Annotated in this window: 30 protein-coding genes; 15 read left to right on the top strand and 15 right to left on the bottom strand. The window is 64.3% G+C overall.

Annotated features, from left to right (window positions below):
• Nucleotides 1–72 precede the first annotated feature (72 nt).
• Together AM590_RS02385 and AM590_RS02380 are read left to right on the top strand one after the other, a co-directional pair.
• Nucleotides 73–1,098 (top strand): succinylglutamate desuccinylase/aspartoacylase family protein, encoded by a 1,026-nt coding sequence (locus AM590_RS02385; protein WP_058826049.1) that lies wholly within the window; start codon nucleotides 73–75, stop codon nucleotides 1,096–1,098.
• 39 nt (nucleotides 1,099–1,137) lie between these two features.
• On the top strand, nucleotides 1,138–1,494 hold the full coding sequence (locus AM590_RS02380) for a hypothetical protein (protein WP_058826048.1): 357 nt from the start codon (nucleotides 1,138–1,140) through the stop codon (nucleotides 1,492–1,494).
• Between the two features lie 34 nt (nucleotides 1,495–1,528).
• Here AM590_RS02380 and AM590_RS02375 read toward each other — a convergent pair whose 3' ends face one another.
• Nucleotides 1,529–2,608: an anthranilate phosphoribosyltransferase gene (locus tag AM590_RS02375; protein WP_058826047.1), complete on the bottom strand. Its 1,080-nt coding sequence runs from the start codon at nucleotides 2,606–2,608 to the stop codon at nucleotides 1,529–1,531.
• Nucleotides 2,609–2,716: 108 nt separating this feature from the next.
• Between AM590_RS02375 and AM590_RS02370 the strand changes: the two genes are divergently transcribed.
• Entirely contained in the window at nucleotides 2,717–3,760 is a 1,044-nt protein-coding gene (locus tag AM590_RS02370) for an Lrp/AsnC family transcriptional regulator (RefSeq protein ID WP_058826046.1), read from the top strand.
• A gap of 53 nt (nucleotides 3,761–3,813) precedes the next feature.
• Here the strand turns inward: AM590_RS02370 and AM590_RS02365 are convergent, their stop codons facing one another.
• A complete protein-coding gene (locus tag AM590_RS02365) occupies nucleotides 3,814–4,683 on the bottom strand; it encodes a PHP domain-containing protein (protein WP_058826045.1) in 870 nt (289 codons plus the stop codon).
• Nucleotides 4,684–4,889: 206 nt separating this feature from the next.
• Here AM590_RS02365 and AM590_RS02360 point away from each other — a divergent pair, with 206 nt between their 5' ends.
• A complete protein-coding gene (locus AM590_RS02360; RefSeq protein ID WP_058826044.1) occupies nucleotides 4,890–6,635 on the top strand; it encodes a Rieske 2Fe-2S domain-containing protein in 1,746 nt (581 codons plus the stop codon).
• 63 nt (nucleotides 6,636–6,698) lie between these two features.
• On the opposite strand, the gene AM590_RS02355 is transcribed toward AM590_RS02360, so the two are convergent.
• Nucleotides 6,699–7,733: an NAD(P)/FAD-dependent oxidoreductase gene (locus AM590_RS02355; protein ID WP_058826043.1), complete on the bottom strand. Its 1,035-nt coding sequence runs from the start codon at nucleotides 7,731–7,733 to the stop codon at nucleotides 6,699–6,701.
• A gap of 156 nt (nucleotides 7,734–7,889) precedes the next feature.
• On the opposite strand from AM590_RS02355, the gene AM590_RS02350 reads away from it, so the two are divergent.
• The 6 genes from AM590_RS02350 (at nucleotide 7,890) to AM590_RS02325 (ending at nucleotide 11,682) form a co-directional block, all read left to right on the top strand.
• Nucleotides 7,890–8,621, top strand: a complete 732-nt coding sequence (locus tag AM590_RS02350; protein WP_058826042.1) for an HAD family hydrolase — start codon at nucleotides 7,890–7,892, stop codon at nucleotides 8,619–8,621.
• Entirely contained in the window at nucleotides 8,618–9,394 is a 777-nt protein-coding gene (locus AM590_RS02345) for an aldo/keto reductase (protein ID WP_058826041.1), read from the top strand. Before AM590_RS02350 ends, AM590_RS02345 begins: the two co-directional genes overlap by 4 nt.
• 86 nt (nucleotides 9,395–9,480) lie before the next feature.
• The gene (locus tag AM590_RS02340; RefSeq protein ID WP_058826040.1) at nucleotides 9,481–10,185 is read left to right on the top strand and encodes an ATPase domain-containing protein; all 705 of its coding nucleotides are present in this window, start codon (nucleotides 9,481–9,483) and stop codon (nucleotides 10,183–10,185) included.
• A 13-nt stretch (nucleotides 10,186–10,198) separates the two neighbouring features.
• On the top strand, nucleotides 10,199–10,615 hold the full coding sequence (locus AM590_RS02335; protein ID WP_004975580.1) for a hypothetical protein: 417 nt from the start codon (nucleotides 10,199–10,201) through the stop codon (nucleotides 10,613–10,615).
• Nucleotides 10,616–10,677: 62 nt separating this feature from the next.
• Nucleotides 10,678–11,079: a peptide-methionine (R)-S-oxide reductase MsrB gene (gene msrB / locus AM590_RS02330; RefSeq protein ID WP_058826039.1), complete on the top strand. Its 402-nt coding sequence runs from the start codon at nucleotides 10,678–10,680 to the stop codon at nucleotides 11,077–11,079.
• A gap of 330 nt (nucleotides 11,080–11,409) precedes the next feature.
• A complete protein-coding gene (locus AM590_RS02325; RefSeq protein WP_058826038.1) occupies nucleotides 11,410–11,682 on the top strand; it encodes a hypothetical protein in 273 nt (90 codons plus the stop codon).
• A gap of 111 nt (nucleotides 11,683–11,793) precedes the next feature.
• On the opposite strand, the gene AM590_RS02320 is transcribed toward AM590_RS02325, so the two are convergent.
• The gene (locus tag AM590_RS02320) at nucleotides 11,794–12,222 is read right to left on the bottom strand and encodes a universal stress protein (protein WP_004975577.1); all 429 of its coding nucleotides are present in this window, start codon (nucleotides 12,220–12,222) and stop codon (nucleotides 11,794–11,796) included.
• Nucleotides 12,223–12,363: 141 nt separating this feature from the next.
• Nucleotides 12,364–13,146, bottom strand: a complete 783-nt coding sequence (locus AM590_RS02315; RefSeq protein ID WP_058826037.1) for a helix-hairpin-helix domain-containing protein — start codon at nucleotides 13,144–13,146, stop codon at nucleotides 12,364–12,366.
• An 83-nt stretch (nucleotides 13,147–13,229) separates the two neighbouring features.
• Between AM590_RS02315 and AM590_RS02310 the strand changes: the two genes are divergently transcribed.
• On the top strand, nucleotides 13,230–14,249 hold the full coding sequence (locus AM590_RS02310; RefSeq protein ID WP_058826036.1) for an NAD-dependent epimerase/dehydratase family protein: 1,020 nt from the start codon (nucleotides 13,230–13,232) through the stop codon (nucleotides 14,247–14,249).
• A 54-nt stretch (nucleotides 14,250–14,303) separates the two neighbouring features.
• Here the strand turns inward: AM590_RS02310 and AM590_RS02305 are convergent, their stop codons facing one another.
• Nucleotides 14,304–14,915 carry a cyclopropane-fatty-acyl-phospholipid synthase family protein gene (locus AM590_RS02305; RefSeq protein WP_058826121.1) on the bottom strand — a complete coding sequence of 204 codons (612 nt, stop codon included), beginning with the start codon at nucleotides 14,913–14,915 and terminating at the stop codon, nucleotides 14,304–14,306.
• Between the two features lie 167 nt (nucleotides 14,916–15,082).
• On the opposite strand from AM590_RS02305, the gene AM590_RS02300 reads away from it, so the two are divergent.
• Complete coding sequence (locus AM590_RS02300; protein WP_058826035.1) at nucleotides 15,083–15,316, top strand: hypothetical protein; 234 nt, start codon at nucleotides 15,083–15,085, stop codon at nucleotides 15,314–15,316.
• 141 nt (nucleotides 15,317–15,457) lie between these two features.
• On the opposite strand, the gene AM590_RS02295 is transcribed toward AM590_RS02300, so the two are convergent.
• Nucleotides 15,458–16,066: a translation initiation factor IF-2 subunit beta gene (locus tag AM590_RS02295; RefSeq protein WP_004975572.1), complete on the bottom strand. Its 609-nt coding sequence runs from the start codon at nucleotides 16,064–16,066 to the stop codon at nucleotides 15,458–15,460.
• Between the two features lie 139 nt (nucleotides 16,067–16,205).
• On the opposite strand from AM590_RS02295, the gene AM590_RS02290 reads away from it, so the two are divergent.
• Complete coding sequence (locus AM590_RS02290; protein ID WP_058826034.1) at nucleotides 16,206–16,424, top strand: hypothetical protein; 219 nt, start codon at nucleotides 16,206–16,208, stop codon at nucleotides 16,422–16,424.
• A 60-nt stretch (nucleotides 16,425–16,484) separates the two neighbouring features.
• On the opposite strand, the gene AM590_RS02285 is transcribed toward AM590_RS02290, so the two are convergent.
• From AM590_RS02285 to hpt, 6 genes are all read right to left on the bottom strand, one after another.
• A complete protein-coding gene (locus tag AM590_RS02285; protein WP_058826033.1) occupies nucleotides 16,485–17,204 on the bottom strand; it encodes a fumarylacetoacetate hydrolase family protein in 720 nt (239 codons plus the stop codon).
• Nucleotides 17,205–17,294: 90 nt separating this feature from the next.
• Nucleotides 17,295–17,519: a hypothetical protein gene (locus tag AM590_RS02280; protein ID WP_058826032.1), complete on the bottom strand. Its 225-nt coding sequence runs from the start codon at nucleotides 17,517–17,519 to the stop codon at nucleotides 17,295–17,297.
• Between the two features lie 197 nt (nucleotides 17,520–17,716).
• Nucleotides 17,717–18,559, bottom strand: a complete 843-nt coding sequence (locus tag AM590_RS02275; RefSeq protein WP_058826031.1) for an ion transporter — start codon at nucleotides 18,557–18,559, stop codon at nucleotides 17,717–17,719.
• An 80-nt stretch (nucleotides 18,560–18,639) separates the two neighbouring features.
• Entirely contained in the window at nucleotides 18,640–19,455 is an 816-nt protein-coding gene (locus tag AM590_RS02270) for a hypothetical protein (protein WP_058826030.1), read from the bottom strand.
• Nucleotides 19,456–19,585: 130 nt separating this feature from the next.
• Nucleotides 19,586–20,956, bottom strand: a complete 1,371-nt coding sequence (locus AM590_RS02265; RefSeq protein ID WP_058826029.1) for a uracil-xanthine permease family protein — start codon at nucleotides 20,954–20,956, stop codon at nucleotides 19,586–19,588.
• A gap of 166 nt (nucleotides 20,957–21,122) precedes the next feature.
• Nucleotides 21,123–21,668 carry a hypoxanthine/guanine phosphoribosyltransferase gene (hpt, locus tag AM590_RS02260; protein WP_058826028.1) on the bottom strand — a complete coding sequence of 182 codons (546 nt, stop codon included), beginning with the start codon at nucleotides 21,666–21,668 and terminating at the stop codon, nucleotides 21,123–21,125.
• 121 nt (nucleotides 21,669–21,789) lie between these two features.
• Here hpt and AM590_RS02255 point away from each other — a divergent pair, with 121 nt between their 5' ends.
• Nucleotides 21,790–22,488, top strand: coding sequence for a glycosyltransferase family 2 protein (locus tag AM590_RS02255; RefSeq protein ID WP_058826027.1), 699 nt, complete (start codon nucleotides 21,790–21,792; stop codon nucleotides 22,486–22,488).
• Between the two features lie 513 nt (nucleotides 22,489–23,001).
• On the top strand, nucleotides 23,002–23,772 hold the full coding sequence (locus AM590_RS20320) for a hypothetical protein (RefSeq protein WP_157575413.1): 771 nt from the start codon (nucleotides 23,002–23,004) through the stop codon (nucleotides 23,770–23,772).
• 219 nt (nucleotides 23,773–23,991) lie between these two features.
• Here AM590_RS20320 and AM590_RS20315 read toward each other — a convergent pair whose 3' ends face one another.
• Nucleotides 23,992–24,690, bottom strand: coding sequence for a hypothetical protein (locus AM590_RS20315; RefSeq protein WP_157575412.1), 699 nt, complete (start codon nucleotides 24,688–24,690; stop codon nucleotides 23,992–23,994).
• 35 nt (nucleotides 24,691–24,725) lie between these two features.
• Nucleotides 24,726–26,117 (bottom strand): hypothetical protein, encoded by a 1,392-nt coding sequence (locus AM590_RS20310; protein ID WP_157575411.1) that lies wholly within the window; start codon nucleotides 26,115–26,117, stop codon nucleotides 24,726–24,728.
• Between the last annotated feature and the right edge of the window lie 103 nt (nucleotides 26,118–26,220).

Below are 26,220 nucleotides of genomic sequence, written 5' to 3'. Positions count from 1 at the left end.
CCGGTATCGCCCCGAACCGTCCGCCTTTCTCGCTCCCCTAACTACAAGACACCCCACCGCGATGCGTCGGATATGCACACCGCGGAGACCGTGACGCTCACTCGCCTCCCCTCCGGCGTCCCGGTACAGACGACGGTTCACACCTACGAGCCAGCCGACGGGACGGACGGCCCGACGCTCTACGTGCAGGCCGCCCAACACGGGCGTGAAATCAACGGCACCGAAGTGCTCCGCCGACTGCACGGCCGCCTCGAACGCGCGGAGCTTTCGGGCCGCGTCGTCGCCGTCCCCGTCGCCGACCCGCTGACGTTCGACCGCGTCTCCTACGTCACCCCCGAGGTGCTCGACTCCGTCAACTCCAACATGAACCGCGTCTGGCCGGGCGACGCCAACGGGTCGCTCCACCAGCGCATGGCCGCGAAGCTCTGGGAGTACATCAGCGAGTCCGACGCCATCATCGACCTCCACACCGGGAGCCCGGACATGCTCACTCACACCGTCTACCTCCGGGGCGACGAGGCTTCCCGCGACCTCGCGCGGGCGTTCGGCGTCGACATCCTCCTCGCGGAGGCCGCCGGGGAGGACGCCGACGACGAGTGGACCGAACGGAGCTTCGACGGCAAACTCCGCGTCGCGGCCACGAACGCGGGCATCCCCTCCATCACCCCGGAACTCGCCCACAACAAACAGCTCGTCGAGCCGGCTATCGTCGCCGGCGTCGAGGGCGTCCTCAACGTCTGCCGCGACATGGGCATCCTCTCCGGCGCGGTCGAACCGTGGGACGGCCGCACCTATCGCAACCACCTCGGCCGCGTGCAAGCCGCCGCCTCGGGGCTGTTCGTCGCCCGCGAGGACGTGGAACTCGCCCGCGAGGTCCGCCCCGGCGACCACCTCGGCTGGGTGTACGACCCGACCACCTACGAGGTGCTGCAGGAGGTCGAAGCCGAGCGCGCGGGTCTCGTCTACTCCATCGCCCGCGAGGCGACCGTCACGGGCGGCGAGACGCTCGTCGGCATTGCGCTCCCGCTGGACGACGGCGAGGGCGACACCGAAGGCGGCGACCCCTTCGACGAGGCCGACGGCGACCTCGACATATAGGGCAGAAAACATTTATCCGCACTCGACGGTCAAGTTCGTATGGACCGCCGCGCCGCGTTCTCGCTTCTCTTGGTTCTCCTTGTCGTCGCGGCGGGCACCGTCTTCGTCCTCGACAGGGAGGCCCAACGGCGGGCGATAGCGGCGGAAGAAACGCGCCTCCAGACCGAACTGGCGGCCAACGAGTGCATCACAACCTACGGCACGTCGGCGACCGTCAGCGACGAATCGGCGTCGGTCGTCGGCCGAAGCCTCGACGGCTGGACGGTCCGCGTCTCGCACCCGTACTGGTACAGCACGAACCGGTCGCACGCCGACGGGTCGTCAGAATCGGTCTACGTCGTTGGCGTGGAGTCGGTTCGGTACGTCGGCGGTGAGTCGGTAGGGCCGACGTGTTGAACCGAGAGCGTTCGAGTCGGCTGCGACTGCGAGTTCAGAACTCGCGCAGGTCTTCGAGCACGGCTTCCGCGTCGCCGGAGGTGATGGCGTCGCGGGCCATGTCGAGCCCCTCGTCGATGGTTTCCGCGTCTTCGCGGGCGTAGATGCGGAGCGCCGCGTTGAGGGCGACGGCGTCGGCGAAGCGGTCCTCGCCGCCGGCGAGCACGGCTTCCGTGATTTCGGCGGAGTCGCCGGCCACGTCGTCCTCGTCGACGCCGAGGTCGTCGTACTCGAAGTCCATGCCGTACTCGGCGGTCTCGATGTCGAAGTCGTCGAAGGTGGCCTCGCCGTCGTCGCCGGCGGTCCACTCGGCGACCTTCGTGTAGCCGGGGCGGATGTCGTCGTAGCCCTCCATGCCCTGGAACATGAGGACGCGGTCGAGGTCGTGGTGCTCGCTCGCCTCGAAGGTGTCGACCATCTTCTTGGCGAACGCGAGGTGGTAGAACGACCCGAGGTGGACCGAGGCGTTCGCGGGGTTGGCGATGGTCTCGATGGTGTTGACGAACGTCCGGACGCCCATGTTGTCGCGGCGCTCCCAGAGCGCGTGGATGGCGGGGTTAAACCGCGGCTGGTAGTAGAAGCCGAAGCCGGTGTCGTCGACCATGTCGGCGGACTCCGCGGGGTCGAGTTCCGTCCGGACGCCGAGTTCGTCGAGGACGTGCTTGTAGGCGTCCTGCTTCTGTGTCGGGACGCGGTCGCCGGAGTGGACGACGACGGGCGTGCCGGCCGCGGCGGCGACGACGCCGGCGGCGACGCCGAGGATGGCGGTCTTGCCCTTGCCGTCGTAGTTCGCGCCGCAGTCGACCGGGTCGACCTCGGGTTCGGCGTACTCGACGCCTTCGGCCATTACGTCGGTGTAGGCGGCGAGTTCCTCCGCGTTGTTGTGCTTCCAGCGGTTGGCGAGCCAGAACGCGCCGAGCGTCGTGTGGTCCGGTTCGCCGGCGAGGATGCGGCGCATCGCCTCGGACGCCTGCTCGCGGCTCATGTCCTCGGCGGACTTCGTGCCCGTGCCGACGACTTCCGTCATCAGACGCTTCAGCGGCCATTCCCCGAACTCGCTTTCGACTACTGACATGCTCCTGTGTTCGGGCGAGCGGTCAAAAAACGTCCCGTTCGGTCCCGTCGCGCGGGAGCGACGTCGCCGTCCGAAAGCGATAGGCTTCCCGACTCCTAACGCCGGGTAATGAGCGCGTTGTCGGATGATTGGCGGGACGGCATCGACGAGGTCGATGCGGCGCTTATCGACGGCTACCAGAGCGGCTTCCCGGTCGAACAGCGGCCGTTCCGCGCCGTCGCCGAGGAGCTAGGCATCGACGAGGACGACGCCCTCGACCGCGTCCGTCGGCTCCGCGACGACGGTATCTTCCGGCGGTTCGGGCCGGTCCTCAACCCGCCGGTCATCGGTAGTTCGACCCTCGCGGCCGTCTCCGCGCCCGAGGAGCGCTTCGAGGAGGTCGCCGAACTCATCAACGGCTACCGGCAGGTGAACCACAACTACCGCCGCGCCCACGAGTGGAACATGTGGTTCGTCGTCACCGCCGGCTCCCGCGAGACGCGCGACCGCATTCTCGCCGAAATCGAGGAGCGAACCGGCTGTGAGGTGCTGAACCTCCCGATGCTCACCGACTACTACATCGACCTCGAATTCCCCATCGTCAACGACGATCGCTTCGCCCGCGAGAGCCTCGGCGCGACCGACGTGAGTGCCACCCGCATCTCCGAGGACGCCACCGGCGACCTCTCGTCGCTCGAAGCACGCCTGCTCGTGGAGATTCAGGGCGGCTTCCCGCTGTCGAAGACCCCCTACCGGGACGTGGCCGACGCCCTCGACGCCGAGGTCGACGACGTGCTCGTCGCCGTCGAGCACCTGCTCGCCGACGGCTGTATCAAGCGCATCGGCTGCGTCGTCAACCACATCGTCACGGGCTTTCGGAACAACTGCATGGTCGTCTGGAACGTCCCCGACGACGACCTCGACGCCCGCGGCGAGGCCGTCGGGAGCCTCCCGTACGTCACGCTCTGTTACCACCGACCGCGCCGCCCCGAACAGGGCTGGGAGTACAACCTCTTTACCATGATTCACGGCCGGGACGCCGACGCCGTCGACGAGAAGATAGATGAACTCGCCGCCGACCACCTGCCGTTCGACCACGAGCGACTCTACTCGACGGCGAAACTGAAGCAGACCGGCGCGCAGTACGAGGAACTCGTGAGTTCGGACGACTGAGGACAGAACAAACGCTTTTTCGACGCTCGCGCCGGCGTCCGCGCTACTGCCCGCTACCGTGAGAGCGGCGACATCCGGTAGAGCATCCGCGCGGCCTGCGCGACGCCGGTCTTCGCCAGCGACCCGCTCTTGAGCGCGCCGAGTTTCGCGTAGTAGCCGGATTTGAACGCGCCCTTCTTGGCGAGCAGCGCGCTCCCGAGCGCCCCGCGCTTGGCGTAGTACGCGGACTTCCGGCCGGCCGCGCCGGCGTAGTGTTTCGTGCTCGTCGGAATCGGCGTCCGGCGGCCCTGCACCTCGGTCGAACCGTTGCGGATGGCGTCCAAGATGTCGTCGGCGGCGAGGGAGGCGCGGGACACGTCGGGGATGTCGATTTCGGTGTAGGCGCGGCCGACGTACCCGACCTTGTGGGCGTCGCTCCCGGCGACGCCGGGGTACTGGCGCTTCGCGGCGAACCGGCGGGCACGGCGGTTCTTGTAACCCGTGAAGAGCCACGAGTTGTACGTCTCGATGGCGTCGAAGGCGTCGCCGCCCGCGGCGTCGTGATACCGGCCGAGCCGACGGCGACCGATGCCGTGTCGGCTCCGCTGGAAGGGGTGCGGAACGATGGCGACGCCGCCGCGCTCGCGCACCCAGCGGGCCGTCTCGTCCAGCGGGCGACGCCGCGGCGGAAGCTCCTCCACGCCGAGCGCGAGGAGGTGGCCGTCGGCCGTCGAGACTTCCACGCCGGGGATGCCGACGAGGCCGTACATCGGTGCGAGTTGCGCCGCTCGGAGCGACTCGTCGATGACGTCGTGGTCGGTGATGACGACGGCGTCCAACCCGATTTCGGCGGCCTGCTCCAAGATGAGCTCCACCGGGTCGTGCGCGTCGTACGAGCCTTCCGAGTGCACGTGGGGGTCGATGCGGACGGTCAGCGCGGACACGCTTCCTCGTTAGGCTTCGGTAACGAAAAAGACACGCCCGAATCGTGCTAGCTCGCGGCACTGCGGTCCGCCGGTCGGTGAACACCGATCCCATTCGAAACCAGCCGTGTGAGGCCTCGGAAACGGAGTATTCTGGAACACATCACATCGCTGACGTAAATTCGCTTCAGCGAATCTTTAGGAATCATCGTGTCGAACGTGTGCACATGGCATCCGAAGACCGCTTTCGCCCCGCCGTCGACCTCGCGGACCTCCGAGAGTCCGGCCGCGAGCTGGTCTCGCTGGACGGACGCTCTATCGTCCTCTTCGACCACGAGGGGTCCGTCAGGGCCACAGATAATGCTTGTCCGCACATGGGTTTCCCCCTCGCCCGCGGCACCGTTGACGAGGGCGTGCTGACCTGTCACTGGCACCACGCTCGGTTCGAACTCTCCTGCGGCGACACCTTCGACCCGTGGGCCGACGACGTGCGGACCTACCCCGTGGAGGTGCGCGACGGGACAGTCTACGTCGACCCGAACCCCGACCCGGACGACCCGCCGGCGGTCCGCTGGTCGAACCGGCTGGAAGACGGCCTCGAACAGAACCTCCGACTGGTCGTCGCGAAGTCCGTCATCGGCCTCCTCGACGCCGGTGTCGAGCCGACGGAGCCGCTTTCGACCGGCGTCCGATTCGGCTGTCGCTACCGGCGCGACGGCTGGGGGTCGGGCCTCACCATCCTGACTGCGATGGCGAACGTCCTCCCCGACCTCGATCCCGACGACCGGAAGCGTGCGCTCTATCAGGGGCTCGTCCACGTCGCGGGCGACGTCTCCGACGAGCCGCCGCGGTTCGAACAGGACGCCCTCGGCGCGACCGACACCGACTTCGACCGCCTTCGGTCGTGGTTCCGCGAGAACGTCGAGGTCCGTGATCCCGACGGCGCGGAGCGCGTCCTCCGGACCGCAATCGCGGCCGCTCACGACGACGCCGAACTCGCCGGCATGGTCGCCGCCGCGGCCACCGACCACCGCTACCTCGACACGGGACACGTCCTCGACTTCGTGAACAAGGCCTGCGAGGCGCTCGACCACGTCGGCTGGGACCGCGCCGACGAGGTTCTCCCGAGCCTCGTCCGCGGACTCGCCCGCGCCGACCGCGCCGAGGAGTCCGCCGAGTGGCGTCGCCCAATCGACCTCGCGGACGCGCTCGACGACGTGTTCGCCGACCTCGACGACCACGTCGCAGCCGGTGCGGACGAGACGTGGTCCTCCCCGGACGACCTGCTCGATACCCTCCTCGGCGACGACCAGCACGCCGTCGTCGACGCGCTGACCGAGGCGATTCGGAGCGGTGCGACGCCCGCCCAACTCGCCGATGTCGTCGCCTTCGCCGCCGGGACCCGCGTCGCGCGGTTCTCGACCACCAACGAGTTCGGCGACTGGAACACGGTCCACCACACGTTCACCTACGCCAACGCGGTCCACCGACTCGCCGAGCGGACGGGCGCGAAAGAGCTCTATCGGGGCGCGTTCGACGCCGCCATCAACGTCTACCTCGACCGGTTCCTGAACACGCCGCCGGCACCGCTTCCCGACCCGGCCCCCGACGCCGACCCCGCGGAAGCACTCGAAACGCTGTCCGCGGCGTTCGACGCCGAAGGGCGGGTGAACGACGCCGGCCGGGCGGCTGCGGGGTTCCTCGACGGCGGCGGCGACCCGGCGAGGCTCCGCCGCGAACTCGGTGGCGCGCTGCTCCGCGAAGACGCCGGCTTCCACACCTATCAGGCGCTCGAAGCCGGGTTCAGACAGGCGGCGACGCGGCCGCCCGAGGAGGCGCGGACCCTCCTCGTCGGCGTCGCGCGCTACCTCGCGGCGCACTCGCCGACGCGCCGGGAGCGAGAACAGACGTTCGGCATCGCCGCGCGACTCCAGCGCGGCGAGTCGGTGTACGGCGAAGACGCCGACATCTGAGGCCGCGTCGAGGTCGTCGCATCGACCCTTGAGGCTATTGTCGTCGCCGTCGGCTCTTTTCGTCTACTGCTCGGCGATTCGCTCGCCCGCGTCGACGCCGCTCCAGAGCGCGGCGTGGACTCGGCCCTCGCCGACCGTCCAGTCGCCAGCGAAGTAGAGGCCGTGTGACTCCCCGCGGCGGAGTATCTCGCGGTCGGCGACGCCGTCGGGGAGGGCGTACCGCCAGCCCTGGTCGTCCACCCAGTCGGGGTCGCGTAGGCGCTCGTCGTCGAGGAGTTCGGCGACCATTCCGGCGACCTCGTCGGCCGCGTCGTCGAGGGGGTCGTCGTAGTGCGCTTCGGACCACTCGGGGCTCGGTTGGACGACGAGCAGGCTCTCGCCGTCGGGGACGTGGCCCTCCTTGCACTCCTCGCGGGCGACCCAGCCGACCGGGTGGGTCTTGTCGGGGTTGACGAGGGCGTACCACGGCTCCTCGCGCTCGAAGGGGTAGTGGAGGACGACGGTTCGAACCGTCCGGTACTCGACGCTCCCGATGGCCTCACGGAGCGCGACCATGCACTGGTCGCCCCAGCCCATCTCGGTGAGAATCCCGGCCGTCTGCGGGGCCGGCGGCGTCAGGAGCACCGAGTCGAACGGACCGTGTCGCGTCCCCGCCTCGTCGACGACGGACCAGTAGCCGCTGTCGGGGTTGTGGTCGATGGCGGCCACGCGCGTCTCGCGCTCGACGGTCGCCTCGGTCTCCGCGAGCAGGCGCTTCGCCAGTTGCGTGATGCCCTCGGTCCACGTCCACTTGTGTTGGTCCCGGTTGTCGCCTTCCGAGATGACGCCGTCGCCGTCGAACGTCCAGACTGGCTCGTCGATGTTGACCAACCCGTCCGCGCCCAGTCCGCGGACGAGCTGCGCCGTTCGGCGGTCGTAGTCTTTCACGTAGTTCGCGCCATGGTCGTACCGACAGCCGTGTCGGCGGCGCGTCGCGGCGCGCCCGCACACGCCGCGGCTCTTCTCGAGAATCGTGACGTTCGCGTTCGCCTCGCGGAGCGCGTAGGCCGCGCCAGCCCCAGCGGCCCCGGCTCCGACGATGCACACGTCGCGAGTCATCTCGCCACCCCGCGTGTGAGTCCAGCCAGCATTGGTCAGACGTGAGGCTTCGAGGCGCTAAAAGACTCGCAACGCGGCGGGATTGGGGACCGTGTTCGTGCTCGCGGCCGCGGCCGGAGGCGAAAATGATTCACGTCGCGCCGCCGGAGTCCGGGTATGTACGACTCGGTCATCTTCGACCACGACGGCGTGTTGACCACGCTCGTCGAACTCTCGCCCCTCCGCGACGCGACGTGGGACGCCTTCGCCGAACTCGGCGTCGCCGACCCCGACCCGGACCACGTCGAGCAGGTGGTCATCCACGTCTCTCCCGAGGACGTGCGCGCCGCCGCCGAGCCCTACGACCTCGACCCCGAGACGCTGTTCCGCGTCCGCGACGAACGCCAGTCGGCCGCCCAACAGCGGGCCATCGCCGACGGCCGGAAAGTCCCCTACGACGACTTCGACGCGCTCCGCCGCATCGACGCCCCGATGGGCATCGTCTCCAGCAACCAGCAGGCCACCATCGACTTCGTCGTCGACCACCTCGACGCCGCGGACCTGTTCGGTACCGCCTACGGCCGCGAGCCCTCGATGACGAGCCTCCACCGCAAGAAGCCCGAACCCTACTACCTCGAACGCGCCATGGCCGACCTCGGCGTCGACTCGCCGCTGTTCGTCGGCGACAGCGACAGCGACATCGCCGCCGCCGAGGCCGCGGGCGTCGACTCGGCGTTCATCCGCCGCGGCCACCGCGCCGACCACACGCCGACGCCCGACCCGACCCACGAAATCGCCGGCCTCGACGATCTGCTCGAACTCGACGGCGTCCCCGTCGTCGGCGACGCGTCCGCCGCGTCTGGCCCCGCGGCCGACGGCGGCCGCGAGGGCGGTGCGTCGTCTCGATGACCCACTCCCTCCCCCGAGTCGGTCTCGGGACGATGGGCCTCGACACGCCCGACGAGGCCGCCGCCGTGACGACGGCGCTGGAGTTGGGCTACCGACACGTCGACACCGCACAGATTTACGGGAACGAGGCGGTCGTCGGCGACGCGCTCGCGGCCGCCGACGTCCCCCGCGAGGACGTGACGCTCGCCACCAAGGTCTGGGCGGACAGCCTCGCGCCCGCCGACGTGCGCCGGACGACCCGCGAGAGCCTCGAAAAGCTCGGCGTGGACTCCGTCGACCTCCTGTACGTCCACCGCCCCATCGACACCTACGACCCCGAGGCGACGCTTGCGGCCTTCGACGAACTCGTCGACGACGGCCTCGCCCGCGGGGTCGGCGTGAGCAACTTCACCGTCGCCGAGTTGGACGAGGCGCTCGACCTGCTCGACGCGCCGCTCGTCGCTCACCAGACGGAGTACCACCCGCTGTTCCAGCGCCCCGAACTCCTCGACCACGCCGAGGAACACGGCTACGACGTGGTCGCGTACTCGCCGCTTTCGGGAGGCCGCGTCCGCGACGTGGACGAGGTCGTCGCAGTCGCGGAGAAACACGACGCGACGCCCGAAGCGGTGAGCCTCGCGTGGCTGGCCGCGAAGGGGCTGTGTCCCATCCCGAAGGCGTCGAGCGAGCGTCACCTCCGGGCGAATCTCGACGCCGTCTCGCTGGAACTCGACGCGGGCGACGTGGCGACTATCGACAGTATCGAATCTGAGGTCGAACTGTTCCCCGAGTGACGAGTCAGGCGCTCGGTGCCGTCTCGAAGTCTCAATTTCGATACTAGTCCCGGAACGATTATAATAAGACGGGCGAGTGTCCGACCATGCGGATTCCGAGTGGGGTAAGCGGGTTCGACGAACTCATCCAGGGGGGTTTCCTCCCGCGCCGACTGTACGTACTGAGCGGGCCGCCGGGCAGCGGGAAGACGACGTTCACGTCGCAGTTCATGGCCGAGGGGCTTCGTAACGGCGAGAAGTGCATGTACATCACCATGCACGAGACCGAAGACGAGCTGATAAACGACATGTCGAGTTTCGACTTCGGCTTCGAGACGCTCGCCAGCTCCGAGGGCTTTCGATTCATCAACCTCGTGAGCCCGAAGGGGAAACACATTCTCAACAAGTTCTCCCAGAGCGGGGGGTCGTCGAGCGTCCAGAGCCTCACCGACAAAATCGTCGCGTTCGTCAACTCCCGGCAGGTCGACCGCCTCGTTATCGACTCGACGATGTTGCTCCGGCTGTTTTTCGCCAACGGCTCCGAGGAGATGACGCGGTTTCTGACGGCGCTCAAGCAGGGCGACGCCACGACGCTTCTCATCTCCGAGATGACCGACCCCTCGTCGTACTCCGACGAGCACTTCCTCGCCCACGGCGTGGTGTTCTTCCACAACTATCTGGAGGCGACGGGCATGACGCGCGGCATTCAGGTCATCAAGATGCGCGGGACGAACATCGACTGCGACATCCGGTCGCTCGAGTTCACCGACAACGGACTAGTCGTCGACCCCCGCTCGAAGGTCGACCTCTGAGGTGACCACAACAATGTACGAACGGGTCTTCGGAACGGACTGGCGGACGATTTCGGACGAGGAGGCCATCCGCCGGATGTACGCCCTCGGCGTCTCCAGCGCGCTCGGCCACCCGAACCGCGGCGAGTTCGAGCGCATCCGCCGGCAGGCCGGGACCGCCTACGGCCGGAGCGTCCTCCAACTCGCCTTCGAGGAGGGGAAACAGCGGGTCGCCCGCAACGAGTCGGAGTACGACTCGAAACAGGACGTCTGGGAGGCGCTCGTCGACGAGGAGACATCGCCCTCTACGGCGGGGCGCGCCGACGTGACGATGCAGAAGCCGACGGACAAACAGGGCATTCCCAAAGCCGTCGGCCGAGCGTCCGTCCTCGACGGCGGCGGCGACGACTTCTCTCGGATACGGCTGCCGGAGTTCCTCCGACGCGGGTAGCCGGCCGACCTCCGACGCGAGTAGCCGACGAGCCTTTGGGCGTCCGAACCCTCTCTGGACGCATGAGTGACAGCGACTTCAGCCTCTCCGAGTCCGAGTGGCGCGAGCGACTCTCGGAGGACGCCTACCGCGTCCTCCGCGAACAGGGGACCGAGCCGCGGTTCTCCGGCGAACACGTCGACCGGAGCGACGACGGCGTCTACCGCTGTGCCGGCTGTGGGACCGAGCTGTTCGACTCGGAGACGAAGTACGACTCGAACTGCGGGTGGCCGAGCTTCTACGCCGCCGAGGACTCGAACATCGAGCTTCGGCGCGACCTGAGCCACGGGATGGACCGCACCGAGGTCGTCTGTTCGACCTGCGGCGGCCACCTCGGCCACGTCTTCGACGACGGCCCGGAGCCGACCGGCAAGCGATTCTGTATCAACTCGGTCGCGCTCGACTTCGAGGCGGACGAACAGTAGGACCCGGAGTTCGGTGACCGGACCGAGGCCACCCGTCACCCACCCCACGCCGACCGCCGATGTGCGTCTGTTGGGGTCCGTTTCTGTTTTTCCCGTCGCACGGGGGAAAAGCCCTTTTCGAACCCGAACGCGCCCACAAGCACGACTTTGCGGTGCATCCGCTCGGTGTTAGGCTCGACCTAGGTCGAAAAACGTTCGCCCGACGGGGGCTATCCGACGGTGCGATCGCCTCGCCGATAATCCCGGTGTCGCGGCGGTAGGACGGGTCTAACGTCCGTCTCCGGTGAGTAGCCGACACGTACCAAATTAGGGTGGTGACGTACGTGCTGTATGTCTCGCAGCTATCCGGTCCGCCGCCACCCGACCCGGCGGACACCGCCGTTCACGCCGTACGCCCTCGTCGTCGCCGGCCTCGTGACGTTCTGTATCGCCGTTCTCGCCCCCGTCGCCGACCTCTCGGCGGGCATGTCGGTGATGAACGTCGCCGCCGGCGGGGCCACGCCGACGTTCGACGGCGGGACGCTCGTCATCAGCGGCGGTCTGCTCCTCATCAGCGCCGCATCGACGTTCTTCGGCGTCCTCCTGTTGCTGCTTCGGCTCTGAATCGGCGGGATGGCTCCGTGAACGCCGCGAGAATCGGAAAAATACGCGAGACACAGGACCTCGGACCCCGTTTCGGTGTTGTGACGTGTTCGCTCGCCCGGCGCGGGCGGGTTATCGCCGCTCGATGGGGGTGGCGAGGACGGGTATCTTCGACTGGACGACGACCGACCGCGAGACGCTTCCGAGGATGTTGTCCTCGAAGCGCGCGTGGGTACCCATCGAGATGAGCGCCGCGTCTATCTCCTCGGCGAACGCGAGAATCTCCTCGGCCGGGTCGCCGCGACGGAGTTCGGTGGCGGCGTCGACGCCGTACTCGGCCATCGTCTCGGCGGCCTCAGCGAGCGCGGCTTCGCCTTGTGACCTGAGTTCCTCGTACACCTCGTCGACGCGCTCGTCGGCGAGCGTCAGGAAGGCGCGTTCGTCGACGACGTAGAGCAGGGAGACGGCGGCGTCGCGCTCTGCGGCGAGTTCCGCGGCATCTTCGACGACCGGCTGCATCGAGTCGCTCCCGTCTATCGGCACGAGGATTGTGTCGTACATCAACTGGGAGTTGGGCGGGGACAGTATCACCCTCTTCGCCAGTTCCCGCGTGATGGGAACTACGAGATGCGGTGCGCAGAACGGCCGCTGCGCGGGAGTCCGTTCCCAGGTCCACAACAGAGGCGACGACGATGCGCACGACTACCCGTCACCGGTCGCGTCGTCGGTGTCGGTCTCGTTTTCGGTGTCCGCGTCGCTCTCCGGTTCGGTATCACCGTCCGCGGCCTGTTGCTCGGCGTACCGCTCGGCTCGCCGTTTCCAGTCGGTGACCCGCTGCGCCGACACGTCCGCGGCGGCGGCGAGTTCCTCGTCGGACGCTTCGCGGAGCGCCGACACGGTGTCGATGCCCGCCGCTCGGAGCCGGGTCGCGTACGCCTCGCCGATGCCGCGGATGTTCCGCGGGTCCTCGGGGTGTCGTTCCGCCTCGGCACCGACGCCGCCCGCCGAGACGACTGTCGCCAACTGTTCGGTCATCGCATCCACGCGACCGTCGAGGCCGTCTACTCGGCCTTCAACCTCGTCGATGCGCGCCGCGAGGTTTTCGTGGGTGTGTTCGGTCTCCCCGTCGGCGACGGTGGTTACGCCCGCAACGTCCGGGTCGACCTCGGCTTCGGCGGTGGCCGGGTCAGTGTCGTCGTCGCGGTCGTCGGTCCCGCTCTCGCCAGTCTCGTGTTCGTCTCCGTCTTCGTCGCCTTCGGCCTCGTCGCCTTCGGATACGTCGCCCGCGTCGTCTCCGCCGTCTTCCTCGGCGAGCGAATCGCCCGGTGCCACGTCGTCGGGGAGGACGTACACCAGCGACTCCCGCGGTACGTACCCGATGACCTGTTTGCGCTTCTTGTCGGCGGTGAGGACGACTCCGCCAGAGTCGAGCGCCTTGTAACCGCCGCACTCGAAGCTGGTTCCGTCCGTGAGATACACCTTCATATTCAATTATTGGTTTTAGGACAGGATGAGTGTTGTCGCTCCGCTGTCGGGGGTTTATCATCGCTCGCAGCGCCTCACGACGCATGGACGTGTTCGTCATCGGCGGCACCGGACTGCTCGGCACGGGAATCGTTCGGCGACTCCTCGCCGCGGACCACGACGTGACCAGCCTCCAGCGGGGCGAGACCGACGACGACCTCCCAACAGGCGTCGAGCGGGTCACCGGTGACCGCGGTGACCCCTCGGTGCTTCGCGGCGCGATTCGGGACGCGAGCCCCGAGGTCGTCGTCGACATGGCGTGTTTCGACGCCGAGACCGCCCGTGAGGCGGTCGAAATCTGCCGGCCCGTCGCCGACCGCTACGTCTTCTGCAGCACCATCGACGTGTACTACCGACCACCGCCGAAGAATCCCGTCACCGAATCGAGCCCGCGGAACCCGCCGGTCAGCGACTACGCGGCCGGGAAAATCGCCGCCGAAGACGCGTTTTTCGACGCGCACGACCCCGACGAGTTCGAAGTGGTCGTCCTCCGCCCGTGGAACACCTACGGCGAGGGCGGAACGCTCGTCCACACGCTCGGCACGGACTCGTCGTACATCGACCGAATCCGCGAGGGGAAGCCAATCGTCGTCCACGGGGACGGCACCTCGCTGTGGGGGCCGTGCCACCGCGACGACGTGGCGCGGGCGTTCGTCGGCGCGGTCGAGCGCCCGGGCGTCGGCGGCCGCGCCTACAACGTCACGAGCGAGGAGACGATGACGTGGAACCAGTACCACGAGCGCGTCGCGGCCGCGCTCGACGCGCCTGCCCCCGACCTCGTTCACGTCCCGACCGAGGTGCTTCGCGCGGTCGCGCCCGACCGGACGCGGATGCTCCGAGACCACTTCCGGTACAGCACCGTCTTCGACAACAGCCGGGCGAAGGCCGACCTCGGATTCCGCTACACGGTCGAGTTCGAAGAAGGCGTCCGCGGGGTAGTGTCGTGGCTGGACGACCACGACGCGGTCGAGCCGTGGGACGCCGACCCGCTTTCGGACGACCTCGCGGCCGCGTGGCGGGACGCGACCGACGCGTTCGTCGCGGGGTTCGAGTCGGGCGAATGAACGCCCTGAGGCGGTGACCGAACCGGCCGAGTCGAAACCAGTCGTCCCCTGAACTCACTCCGGCTTCTGCAGAATCAACTCCTCACAGGCGTGCCGGTGCGATTCGCCCGCGGAGTCGTCGTCAAAGACATACTCGTCGCTGTGGCGGACTTCCCAACCGTCGTAGTAGCCTGCCAGTTCGCCGGGGTCGTAGAGGTGTTCGTTTTCACCCCAATCGGGTGCCGGCGCGACCTCCGGGTGGTCGACGAAGGCCCACACCGCGTGAACGCCGCCGGGGCGCGTCGCCTCGCGGAACCGTCGGAACTGCGACTCGCGGTTCTCCGGGCGGACGTACTGGAGTGTCCCGATGGAGTAGACCACGTCCCAGCGCGACTCGAACGCGAGGTCGTTCACGTCGGCGCACCGGGTCGTGAGTTCGACGCCCCGCTCTTCGGCGAGTCGTTCGGCCTTGTCGAGACCGTTCGGCGAGATATCGACCGCCGTCACGTCGTGGCCGCGCTCCGCGAACCGGACCGCGTCGCGCCCCTCACCCGCCCCGAGGTCGACGACTTCGGGGTGCGTCTCCGGCGAGACGGCGTCCGCAGTCCGGGTCGCGAGTTCGTTCGGTTCCGTCCCCCAATAGTAGTCCGCGCCGTCGTACAGCCGCTGTAGCTCCTCGAATCGCATGACGTGACCGATTCGAGGCGGCCTGATACGACTTGTGGCTCGGTCGGCCGCGACGGTCGCGGCGACCGTGACGCCCACGACGCCCGCGACGCCCCGCGAACAACGGTCGCTCCCGCGTCGTAGGAACGAGCGTCGCCTTTTCACCGATTCCGCACCGATATTCGGACATGCTCCGAGCCCTGTTGGCGGCGTTCGGTCTGGTGGAACTGCTCTTCCCGGACAAACTGGTCGCGGTGATGACGCGCCTCGCCTACGAGGACGGCGGCGAGATGACGGTGAAACCGTGGGTGGTGACGGCGGCGCGCGTCGAGGGAGCGGTGTTCCTCCTCGTCGCGCTGTTCGGCCTCCGCGGTCGGTGCGGCGGTGACGGCGGTGACGGCGAGGCCGACGAAGACGAATAACTGCGTCTCGCGGGCGTCACCGACGCCGGTGACTCGGCCCGCGAAAGAAGCGACCGCGGCGAGAGAATATGAGACTGTGCGCGGAAATCGGTCGCCGAGCGACTCGTGTTCCGCCGCGTCGGTGCGACGCGTGCGTCCGGCTCAGGCGAGTCGCGCGAACGCGAGCGACCCGCTCGTGTTCTTGATGTAGACGCGGACGGTCTGTCCTTCCTGCGCGCCGGGCACGAAGATGGTGTACTTCCCGCGCTGGGCGACGCCGTCGCCCTTGCGGCCGGTCCCGGTGATTTCGACCTCGTAGGTGCGACCCTCTTCGACGGCCTCGCGCTGGCGCTTGTTGCTCACGCTGGAGCGCTTCTGGACCGGGCGGAACGCACCACAGGCCTCACAGCGAAGCATGTCGACGCCGTCCTCGGTGACGAGGCGGGTGTCCGGCAGGCCACACTCCGAGCAGATGACGTACTCCTCGACGTAGCCGTCGATGGCCTCCTCGAAGTCGTTGATGGAGAACGATCCGCTGTAGCGGGCGCGGTCGCCTTCCAGCTGACCGCTGGTCCCGAGGGTGCGCTGGATGGCGCTGTGGAGGTGCGCGGGCGTCCGCGAGAGCGCGTCCGCGATTTCCCCGAGGTTGGTGAGGCGGGTGAACGCGCCGTCGGTCTCGCCGGACGGGTCCGGCACTTTGAGGCGTTCCTGTTCGACGTTCCGTTCCGGTAGGACGTTGAGCGCTCGGTCGAGCGCAGTCTGATACTCCATAGGGGTTCGAGTGTCTGGCGACGTATAGCCGTTCCGTGACCGTCCTTCCCGCGACACCGACGCGCCGCTGTTCGTTTCACCGCCTCCGTCGGCGGAATCGAGCGCCACGCCTTCGGCGCTGGCTCTCGAACGCCTTTCCATGGGCTACACGTGGCAGTACTATGACCTCGTCCTCCTCGGCATCCTCGGGAGCCTCGTCGCCGGCGTCGTCGCCGGCCGACTCACCTCGATGGAGCCGCAGACGACGCTCGTCGGCTTCAGCGCCCTCGCGGCCGTCGTGATGGCGCACGGCCTGTTCGTCAACGGTCCTGTGGACGAGCCAGGTGACCTCGCCGACGAGGTTGAGGCGCTGAACTGAGTCGGGCGACCTGACGACCGTCGGTCGTTCGCTCGCACCTCGTCGTCTCCCCGCGCGTCCTTACTTGCCGTCGACGACGCGGTTCGTCAGCGTTCCGACGCCCTCGTACCAGATCTCCACGTCATCACCGGGTTCGACCAGCCCGGGGTTCGCCGGGCTACCGAACGAAATCACGTCGCCCGGCTGGAAGGTGTAGCGCTCCGAGAGGAACGAGACGACCTCCGCGGGCGAAAAGAGCATGAGCTCGGTGTTGGCTTCCTGCCGGAGTTCGCCGCCGACGTGGGTCGTCATGTCGATGTTCGCGGGCTCTACGTTGGTCTCTATCCACGGGCCGAGCGGCCCGGAGCCGTCGAACGCTTTTCGAGCCGTTCGGCCGGGCTGGTCGAGCGCATCGAGGTCGTTGAGAATCGTGTAGCCGCGGACCACGTCCGACACGTCTTCCTCGGCCACGTCAGAGCACTCGCGGTCGATGACGGCGGCCAGTTCGCCGGCGTAGGTCAGTTCGTCGGTCCAGTCGGGGTACTCGATGTCCGCACCGGGGTCGAGCACCGACACCGGCGGCTTGATGAACCAGTCCGGCTGGTCGGGAATATCGTAGTTCATCTGGTCGACCGTCGCCGCGTAGTTCCGGCCCACGCAGTAGAGCGCGGTCGGCTCGCAGGGGGCGAGCAACTCGGCGTCGACGCCGATTTCGTACTCCTCGCCGTCGGCCACCACGATACCGTCGTCGTACCGACCCGACACCACTCCGTCGTCGGTTCGAATCCGTGCCAATCGCATCGCTCTCCCGTCGGTCGGCCACTCACTTCAAGCGACGTGTCTCCGCAACCGAACGCGGGCTATGTAATAACGCGCGGGTCGTCGACGAGTTCAGTCGGACGCCGATTCCCGGTTCATCCGGGGCATCGACCGGTTCTCGCGGTCGACGAGGTTGTGGATGCGCTCGGTTCGCGTCGATTCGAACTGGCGCTGACACCGGGCGACGCCCGACGCGGGGTCGGTGGGGTCGGCGTTGGGGCGAGTCTCGCCCTCGGCGGTCGCGTCGCGGTCTGTTCGCAGGGTCGGTTCGTAGGTCGGGGTGGCGTTTGTGCTCACGATTTTGATGGTTCGGGTCGGTCGGACGGCTATGCGGCGACGAGAAGAGTTAGCGACGTACGCGTACGACCGACATTGTTGTACCCGGCAGTACTGACTAATCTATAATAAATATTCATGTTCGAACAGCGGCGCGGTTCGACCCGCGGTTGTGACCGCGTCGCAGCCACGTTCGTTCTCCCGCGAGTCGTACTCACTCACTCCCGCGAGTCGTACTCCTGATAGATGACGTGGCCGCAGGACTTGCAGTGGGAGGCGTCGGCGTCGTGGTAGGCCAGCCCGCAGTTCTGGCAGGTGACGGAGACCTTGTCGCGGTGGCCCCACTCCTTGACGATTTTGCTCGCCTGCCACGGGATGAGGATGATGCCCGCGAGGATGGCGGCGACCGTGACCCACCGCCCCGCCTCGGTCACCGGGACGATGTCGCCGAATCCGACCGTCGAGAGCGCGACGACGACGAAGTAGAACGCGTCGCCGAACGTCCCGATTTCGGGGTTCACCCGGTGTTCGAACGAGTAGAACATCCCCGCGGCGACGAAGAAGATGGTGAGCACCGTCAACAGCAGTTTCACCACGCGGAGCGTGCCGACGGAGACGGTGCCGAAGAAGAACTCCTCGTCGCGCGTGAACCGGTAGAACCGGAGGACACGGACTACTCGAATCGCCCGCAGGAAGCCGATGTTGGCGGCGAGCGACGAGACGGGAAACACGAGCACCGCCAGCGTCGGCAAGATAGCCAGCAGGTCGATGAACGAGTAGACGTTGAACAGTTCGGCAGTCCGGTCCCGCGCGCCGTAGAGACGGAGGAGGTACTCGGCGAGAAAAACGAGAGAGACGGCGACCTCGACGGACCAGAGCATCGACTGGACCGACGCCGAAATCGGGTAGGTCTCGGCGACGAACACCCCGACGAACAGGAGGTTGAGCCCGAGGAGCGCGATGTCGATGGCCTTGCCGATCGCGGTCCGGTGGTCGAGCAGATAGAACCTGACCACGTCCCGGGGCGTCTCGCGGTGCGACCCGCGCGCATGACCGTCCATACCCCGTCTTCGGCGGAGAGATACTTATACCGTCGTTCGTGGGACGGTGGACTGACGGCGGCGACTCGGCGGCGACCGTTTCAGAGGACGATTGCGCCCTCGGGGAGTAGCTCCCGTTCGGTTCGCCGCGCCTCCTCGCCTTCCTCGACGAGCGTCGGCTCCTCGACCGGTTCAGAAAACCGGTTCGGGTCCGGTTCGACTCGCTTGAGCATCGACGAGAACACCGGACCCTTCCGGCCGCCGGCGGAGGTGATACCGCCGTACTGTCGCTCCTCGAACGTCGACTCGTCGGGGCTGGGGAACTCCTCGCGGATTATCTCCGCGGTGTCCCTGATGTACTCGGCAGCCTCCTTCTGCGAGTAGAGGCTCTCGTTGTAGTAGCGCTCGGCGTACTTGTTGTCGAGTTCCTCCGTGGAGTGTTCCGGCGACTCGTAGAGGACGGACTCCGTCGTCGTGTGGCCGCTGGCGAATCGGATGTTGACCGTGAAGCAGTCGGGATACCGCAGGATGATGGGGAAAAACAGCATGTCGGTGACGGTGATTCGCTGTTGCATCCGCCAGAGCCCCTCGAAGTAGTAGGCCGTGAGTGCGCCGACGCGGTCGTCGCGCTCGCCGCGGTTGTACGCCATCGCAATCTCCTCGTAATCGTCGCCGGCGATGTGGCGACAGCGCCGCTTGTAGCTCTTCGCAATGCCTTCGAGTTGCGTCTCGTAGGCTTCGAGCAGGGAGATATTGGGGTCGGCGAGCATGTCCGCCTTCCGCTCTTGGGCGTCCGCGATGTTCATCATGTTCTCGTGGAACAGCCGTTCGGCGTCCTCGTCCGGCAGCGGCGTTCTGACTGCCTGCCGGTACAGCACCCGCGTATCCCCGTTGAATGTGACCCGCTGCTCGCTCATCTCGTGAAGATGTAATGCGGCGAGTAGAAATGAATTCGTTGGTAATCCGGACGGTTTCCCGAAAGTCGCGAGACACGAAATATAAACCGACTACTGAACCCGGAACCAGTTACGACTGACTCGGTTCGTGTCAGTCGTCGGTTGACACGTGGCCGTCCGCGGCGACCGACTCGTCGGCCGCGTCGAAAAGCGGGCTCTGGTCGCCCGGCGCGAGCGTGTTGAGCACGAGCGCCGTCAGCGCGGTCACGATGACGGGCTGACTGAAGAACGTCGCGGCGGCCTGCGGGAGCCCCGAAAGCGCGTCGGGTCGCGTGGCGACGCCGAGGCCGAGTCCGAGCGAGGCGGCGACGACGACCATGTTGCGGCGATCGAGGTTCGTGTGGAGGAAGACGAGTCGGACGCCGCTGGCGGCGACCATGCCGGCCATGAGCAGGACCGCGCCGCCGAAGACGGCGCTCGGGATGGTCGCGACGGCCGCGCCGACCTTCGGGCTGAGGCCGAGGACGGCGAGGACGACGCCCGCGATGCCGACGACGTACCGACTCATCACGCCGGTGAAGTTGACGATTCCCACGTTCTGCGAGAACGAGGTGACCGGGAACGCGCCGAACACCGACGCGATAGAACTCATGAAGCCGTCGGTGAACAGGCCGCCGCGGAACTCCTCGTCGGTCGGGTTGCGCCCCTCGGCGGCGGTGATGCCGGACATGTCGCCGACCGTCTCCATCGCGGAGACGAGAAAGAGGAACGCGAAGGTGATGATGGGGACGGGTTCGAACGTGACGCCGAACGCGCCGGGGCGGGGAATCGCGAACCACGCCGCGTCGCCGATGGGCGCGAAGTCCACCACGCCGAGCGGGACGGCGACGGCGTAGCCGACGGCGATACCGACGAGCGTGCTCAGGAGTCGCGTGATGCCGTCAGTGAAGAGGTTGAGCGCGATGGCGACGCCGAGGACGAGCGCCGCGAGGCCGATGTTGTGCGCCGCGCCGTAGTCGGCGGCTCCGACCCCGCCGGCGGCGTAGTCCATGCCGACCGGGACGAGGTAGAGCCCGATGATGACGACGACGAGCCCCGTCACCAGCGGCGGGAAGAAGGGTTTGATTCGGTCGAACTGCCAGCCGATAACCCCCTCGACGAGGAAGCCGGTGACGAGAATCGCGCCGAACACCGCGCTCAAGCCGTAATCGACGCCGATGGTCGTCGCCGCGCCGACGAAGGTGAAACTCGTCCCCATCACGATGGGGAGCCGCGAGCCGACCGGCCCGACGGCGTACGCCTGTACCACGGTCGCGAGCCCCGAAAACAGGAGCACCATCTGGACCACGTAGGCCGTGTCGGCGACGCCGAGGCCGACTTCGCCCGCGACGATGAACGCCACGGCGGTCGCCGGGACGATCATCACCGAGACGTGCTGTATTCCGAGGAGAATCGACTCCAGCAATGGCGGCCGGTCGTCGATTTCGTATTCGAGGCCGAGTTCACCGCTGTCGTCTGCCATCTGTACTCGCCACGAGCGACCCCCGTTCAATAATAGTTTCGCGTTCGAGCGTATTTCACTGCACCTGATACGTGGTATTAGGCACGGACGTGCACACTTGGCGGGCGAGTGGGGGAACTGACACCGCACCGACTGTACCGACTGTACCGACTGCAACTGGCTCCGCTCAGTGAATCTCGACGCCGTCCTCGTCCACGCTGATGTCGATGAGGCTCGTCGCCTCGTAGTCGGTGTCGTCGAGGGCGGTCTCGCCGACCTTCCGGATGGCGACGACGATGTCCGAGATGTCCGCGCCGATGTCGTCGAGCGCGCCGCAGATGGCCGCGAGCGTCCCGCCGGTTGAAAGTAGGTCGTCCACGACGAGCACGCGGTCGCCGTCTTCGATGTCGTTGATGAACATCTCCGACTCGGAGTAACCGGTCGTCTGATGGAGCGCGACCTCACCGTCGAGGCCGTACTCGCGCTTGCGGATGACGACGAGCGGGATGTCCGTCTGGAGGGACAGCGCGGTGGCGATGTGGATGCCCATCGCCTCGGGCGCGACGATTTTGTCCACGTCGAGGTCGGCGGCGCGGGTGATGCCGACGACGACCTCGCGCAGGAGTTGGGGGTCGAGCATCGGCACGCCGTTACTGATGGGGTGGACGAGATAAGAGTAGCCGTCCTTGTCGATGATGGGCGCTTCGTGTAGGGACTCCTCGAGTCGCTGCATGGGGTCCGTTTCACGAATCGACTCAAAAGTGGTTCGCTCTCTACGTGCGCCGCCCGACCGCTGCCGCCGCGCTCGCGGCAATCCGAAAAACCTTCAATAGATTGTTATTTTTAATGTAGCAATGACAACACTATCAGTTGTCGTCCCCGCATACGAAGAACCCGCGAACCTCCAGCGATGTCTCTCGGCGCTCGATGGTCAGCCCGCAGAGGTGGTCGTCGTCGCCGCCGGTTCGGACCACACCGAGGAGGTGGCTCGCGACCACCCCGCCTGCGATATCGTTGTCCGCGACGACGGGCGCGGTCCCGGTGCCGCGCGCAACCTCGGCGTCGACGCCGCCTCCGGCGAAGTCGTCCTCTTTACCGACGCCGACACGGTCGTTCCCCCCGCGTGGGTCCGCACGCACCGGCGACACTACGACAACTCGAACGTCGTCGGCGTCGGCGGCCCGGCGCGCCCGCTTGAGGACACCCTCCGGCACCGCACCCTGTTCAAACTCCTCTCGGACTACTGGTACCGCGTCTCGTGGCCCGTCGGGTTCGTCCAACAGCCGACGTTCAACTGCAGTTACCGCCGCGACGCGTTCGAGGCCCACGGCGGCTTCGACGAGACGCTCCCGTTCATGGAGGACACCGAACTCTCCTTGCGGCTGAAGGACCGCGGCGAGGTCGTCTACGACCCGGAGACCGAGGTCGCGACCTCCGCCCGGCGCGAGCGCGACGAGGGATACCTGTCACTGTTCCTGACGTACGCGCGGGCGTACGTCAGCCACTACGTCCGCGGCCAGCGGGTTCGCGGTCGCTACTTCGACTCACAATAAACTCGGTCAAGCCGCCCGGACTCGACGGTCTCCTCCACCGTCGGACCTTCGGAGAAGATGGCCTCGGCACTCGAACCAGTAACTATTACCGACTTACGAATTTTTTTATAGAAGAAAACCCGGTTCAGACTCAAACCGATAGACTGCGCAGGGATACATCAAACAATGCGCCCTATGTAGCGGAACTCCCCTCGATTGAAGGGAACCATCCGCGCTACCCAGATGAAGTAAACTGATTTGCTCGCTTTTTGGACGAACACGCACTCGAACCAGTAATTATCACCGACTCACAAAACTATTTATGAAAGAAATCTGGATTCACACTTAAACCGACAGACGGCGCAGAGATTTCCACCGAGATGTGCCCTATGTTTCGGAATCTCTCTCGGCTGCTCGCCGTTATCCTCGCTTCCCAATAGAAGTAACCCGATTTGCGCGCTTTTTGGACGAACACACCGACGAGCGCAGACAAGATGTTAATAGTAATGTGATAATATGATCGGTAGTTAGGATATGAATGTAGATGATGTCTTAGAGGAGGTGTCGCTTGAATTCAGTGAAAGGCCATTCGAATTCTTTAACGAGAATGACATTCAGGCTAGGGTTTATGAGGCGTTACGGAATGAGCTTAGGGCGGAAAATAATTTGAAGGCAAAGTGGGATCCATACTGGGCGGATAATCCGATTCGGTTGAGCCATAATCGGAACTACGTAGAGGAGACATATCATGAACGTATTAGAGAAAACTTCGAACGACTTCAGAACTCGTACGGGAATTCCCCTATGTCACGAGTGCATACGGAAGTACGTATCTCACAGGCGTTCAAAGGCGATTTAGCGAATATTGTAGATATCGCTGTATTGAATCAGCCGATAGATCGCCCACCTCGGTTGATCAACGGTAAGATCCGGATAGAGGATGAGGCAATTGACGCACTAATCGAATTGAAGCGACCACAGGATCCGATAGTGCCGTTGACGATCTCTCCAGAGGTGGTTGCTGACACTCCAAGGAATGAGTTACAAAATGCCGTGAATTTAGAAAAGCTTGGTCTTGCTAACGATATTGCTGAACTTGAGGATCTTGCTGGCGTGAATACGTACCAAAGTGCATACCTCATGATTTGTTCCCCATTTGACCTCCTCTGCTGCGGGAATGTTAACACAACATCAGTACATCAAAAGCGTGGTAGGGCAGCTATCGCAGAGATACAGTCCCGATGTGAGGAAACATCGGTCATTTATTCGTATCCTGGTGGAGTAGAATGGATTGTTGAACCGTAAACATAGGCCTCTCTAGCTGCTTCGACTTCATTGATCTCATACAAATAAGTGATTCTTGACACACTGAGGGGGCACTATCCCTACCATACCACCTGTTCAGTTTCGTAGAGAAAGGCAGAATGTGATACTTTATTCCCATTCCCTCAAACAAATACAATTTTGATTTTAACAATATATGATTTGGACTCATGGGGTCGGATGTAGTCGAAGAAGGAATTCTTAGTTCAGATTAATATTGGGGATAACGCTCTGCTCCCATGTGATTTGGAGCTGTCGTCTGATCATCGAGGTTCTCTCCCCTGAAAATTCCACGACCATTGTTTGCCAAGGGATCTGTTCGAAATCTTCTCTACTAATCCGGTTTACCATCTCTACTACTGGACTATCTCCTTGATCAATTCCCCACTTTTGCTTCTGGATTGCTCCCGTATCATCCGCCCTTGACGGATCTTGTGGGAATACAAGGTCGATGTATGAATCTGGCCCGTCCTGACCTGCGTCAACGGTGACAAGCTCAATTTCGATTGTTTCCCCTCTATTGATAGTCACGCTTTCTGAATTTCTTCCTTCTCGCCAGGGTAGATTATAGCTTGCTTCGTAACCATCAGCAACATGCTCCTGATCACCAAGTGCCTCAATCTCGGCTGTGTCTATTGTCCGATCGAATCTTCCTTCAAGATGGAGACGAGCGCGACAATTACTGGCCGCACTCTTGCCGCGGTTATATATCTCTACAGAATACTGAGCATTGGTTATGTCGCCCTCCCTATTTGTTGCTTTTCGAATGTTCACTCCACGTATATCAAGAACCGGCCTTCGGTAGTAATTCCAGAGGAATTTCGTTCCGAATCCACCAATTACGCCGCCGAGAAGAGAAATAAGAAGCTGAAACTCGGTCACCATATCCTCATCTAACATGACGCTACCTAATACGTAGCGATTGTGGAAGTAAATTAGAAGTCTAAGCTCCGGATATTTGCGAGATACCCTTCGATATTGACGCGATCTGATTCTGGTTCTTGCGGAGCGATGAATTCCCAGAATACCCTATCTACATCCTCTATAGAAACGTCAAATACTCGCTGGTCAGATTCTCTGTAAGTGTCTGGATCGGGGTCATGGTAGTTCCCCCTTGTAAATAGCCTATGAACGTGCTTACGGAATTCCTTTGGCTTCTCTTGTACCTCATCTCGATTTGACTGTACAGCTTGGAATATGTGGATTAGCGCATCAAACTGCAAGTGTGTTACGGCGCCATTCCAGTCATCATCATTTTCTGTTAGTCGCCGCTGTATTCGCTCTGCGAGCCGAACTATTGAACTCTCTGAAACGCTCGGAGAGACGATGATATACCCTGCAAGATCATCATAGATGTCCTTTACATTCGATTCACGGCGGAAATTGACCAGATGCTTTGCCATGTTTTCATATTCGCCACTCAAACTTCGACTCTCATCTGGCTCCTGAACATATTTTGCGTCCCAGATATACGCATGTGAGCTATCTTCATAATCAAGCGATAAGACTCCTTCAGGAACTTGCTCTCCGCTTTCTTCACCGCCGAGTAGTCGAGATGTCTCGAAAGATGCTGAAAAACAGTGTTGCACGGTGTGTTCGAATTCACGCCAAGTGTATCTCGACCGATGGTCTCTGTAGAGCTCAATCCCTTTCTGGGCCAGTTGATTGGCAGGAATATTTGATTCCCGGGCAGAACAAAACAATTGTTCTATATCAGTGCTACTATCCCCGGCTTCAATTATTTCAGAAGCCGCTATACTTGTGAGTCCTCTCTGCTCATATTGGTTCGCCTGAGGAACTGCATTACCAACGAGAACAATAACTAATGGCTGGTCAAATACTTGTATCGAATCAAGTATTTCTGAGCTCACGTACTCAAACTGGATCAGAACGCGGGTTCGATCTGCACCATGACTGACACTGAACGCTGGTTTCAATCGCGTATCTAAGAACCGAAGTCCGTTACTTATTTTTGAGGCTCTGCCACCAAGTTCCTGCTTGATTACGTCACGAATATGTGAATAGATACCATCGTCGTTACGATGTGTGATTAGACGAGACTTGGGGGTCTTTTTAAATAATTCAATATTCCGACCACAGCCGGGGCAGGTTACGTTCACGCCTGCTTCTTCTAAGAGGTATATCTCTTCTTCACACCCGCGTTCCTTTACTTCGAAGTAATCCTGATCATCTGGCGAGACGCATTTGACATATTCTCGTTCCTCAATTTCACGGAGTAGCCCCAAATCTTCAAGACTCCTGGCGATCTCAAGTTGATCTTCAGTAAGTCCGTTAACCGAGGGCTGCAATAGGCGATCAATAGTCACGAATGCTTGTAAGTTGGGAGCGTGTCATAGAAAGCCTCCCAAGGGAGGCCGCAGGGTTTGGAAACTGTGTCCACCAGCTCCAACGCCCTGCAAGACGTAGCTT

The sequence above is a fragment of the Haloferax sp. Q22 genome, assembly GCF_001482285.1.
Taxonomy (GTDB): domain Archaea; phylum Halobacteriota; class Halobacteria; order Halobacteriales; family Haloferacaceae; genus Haloferax.
The sequence above is the reverse complement of the archived record's forward strand: the minus strand, read 5'-3'. Positions and strand labels throughout refer to the sequence as shown.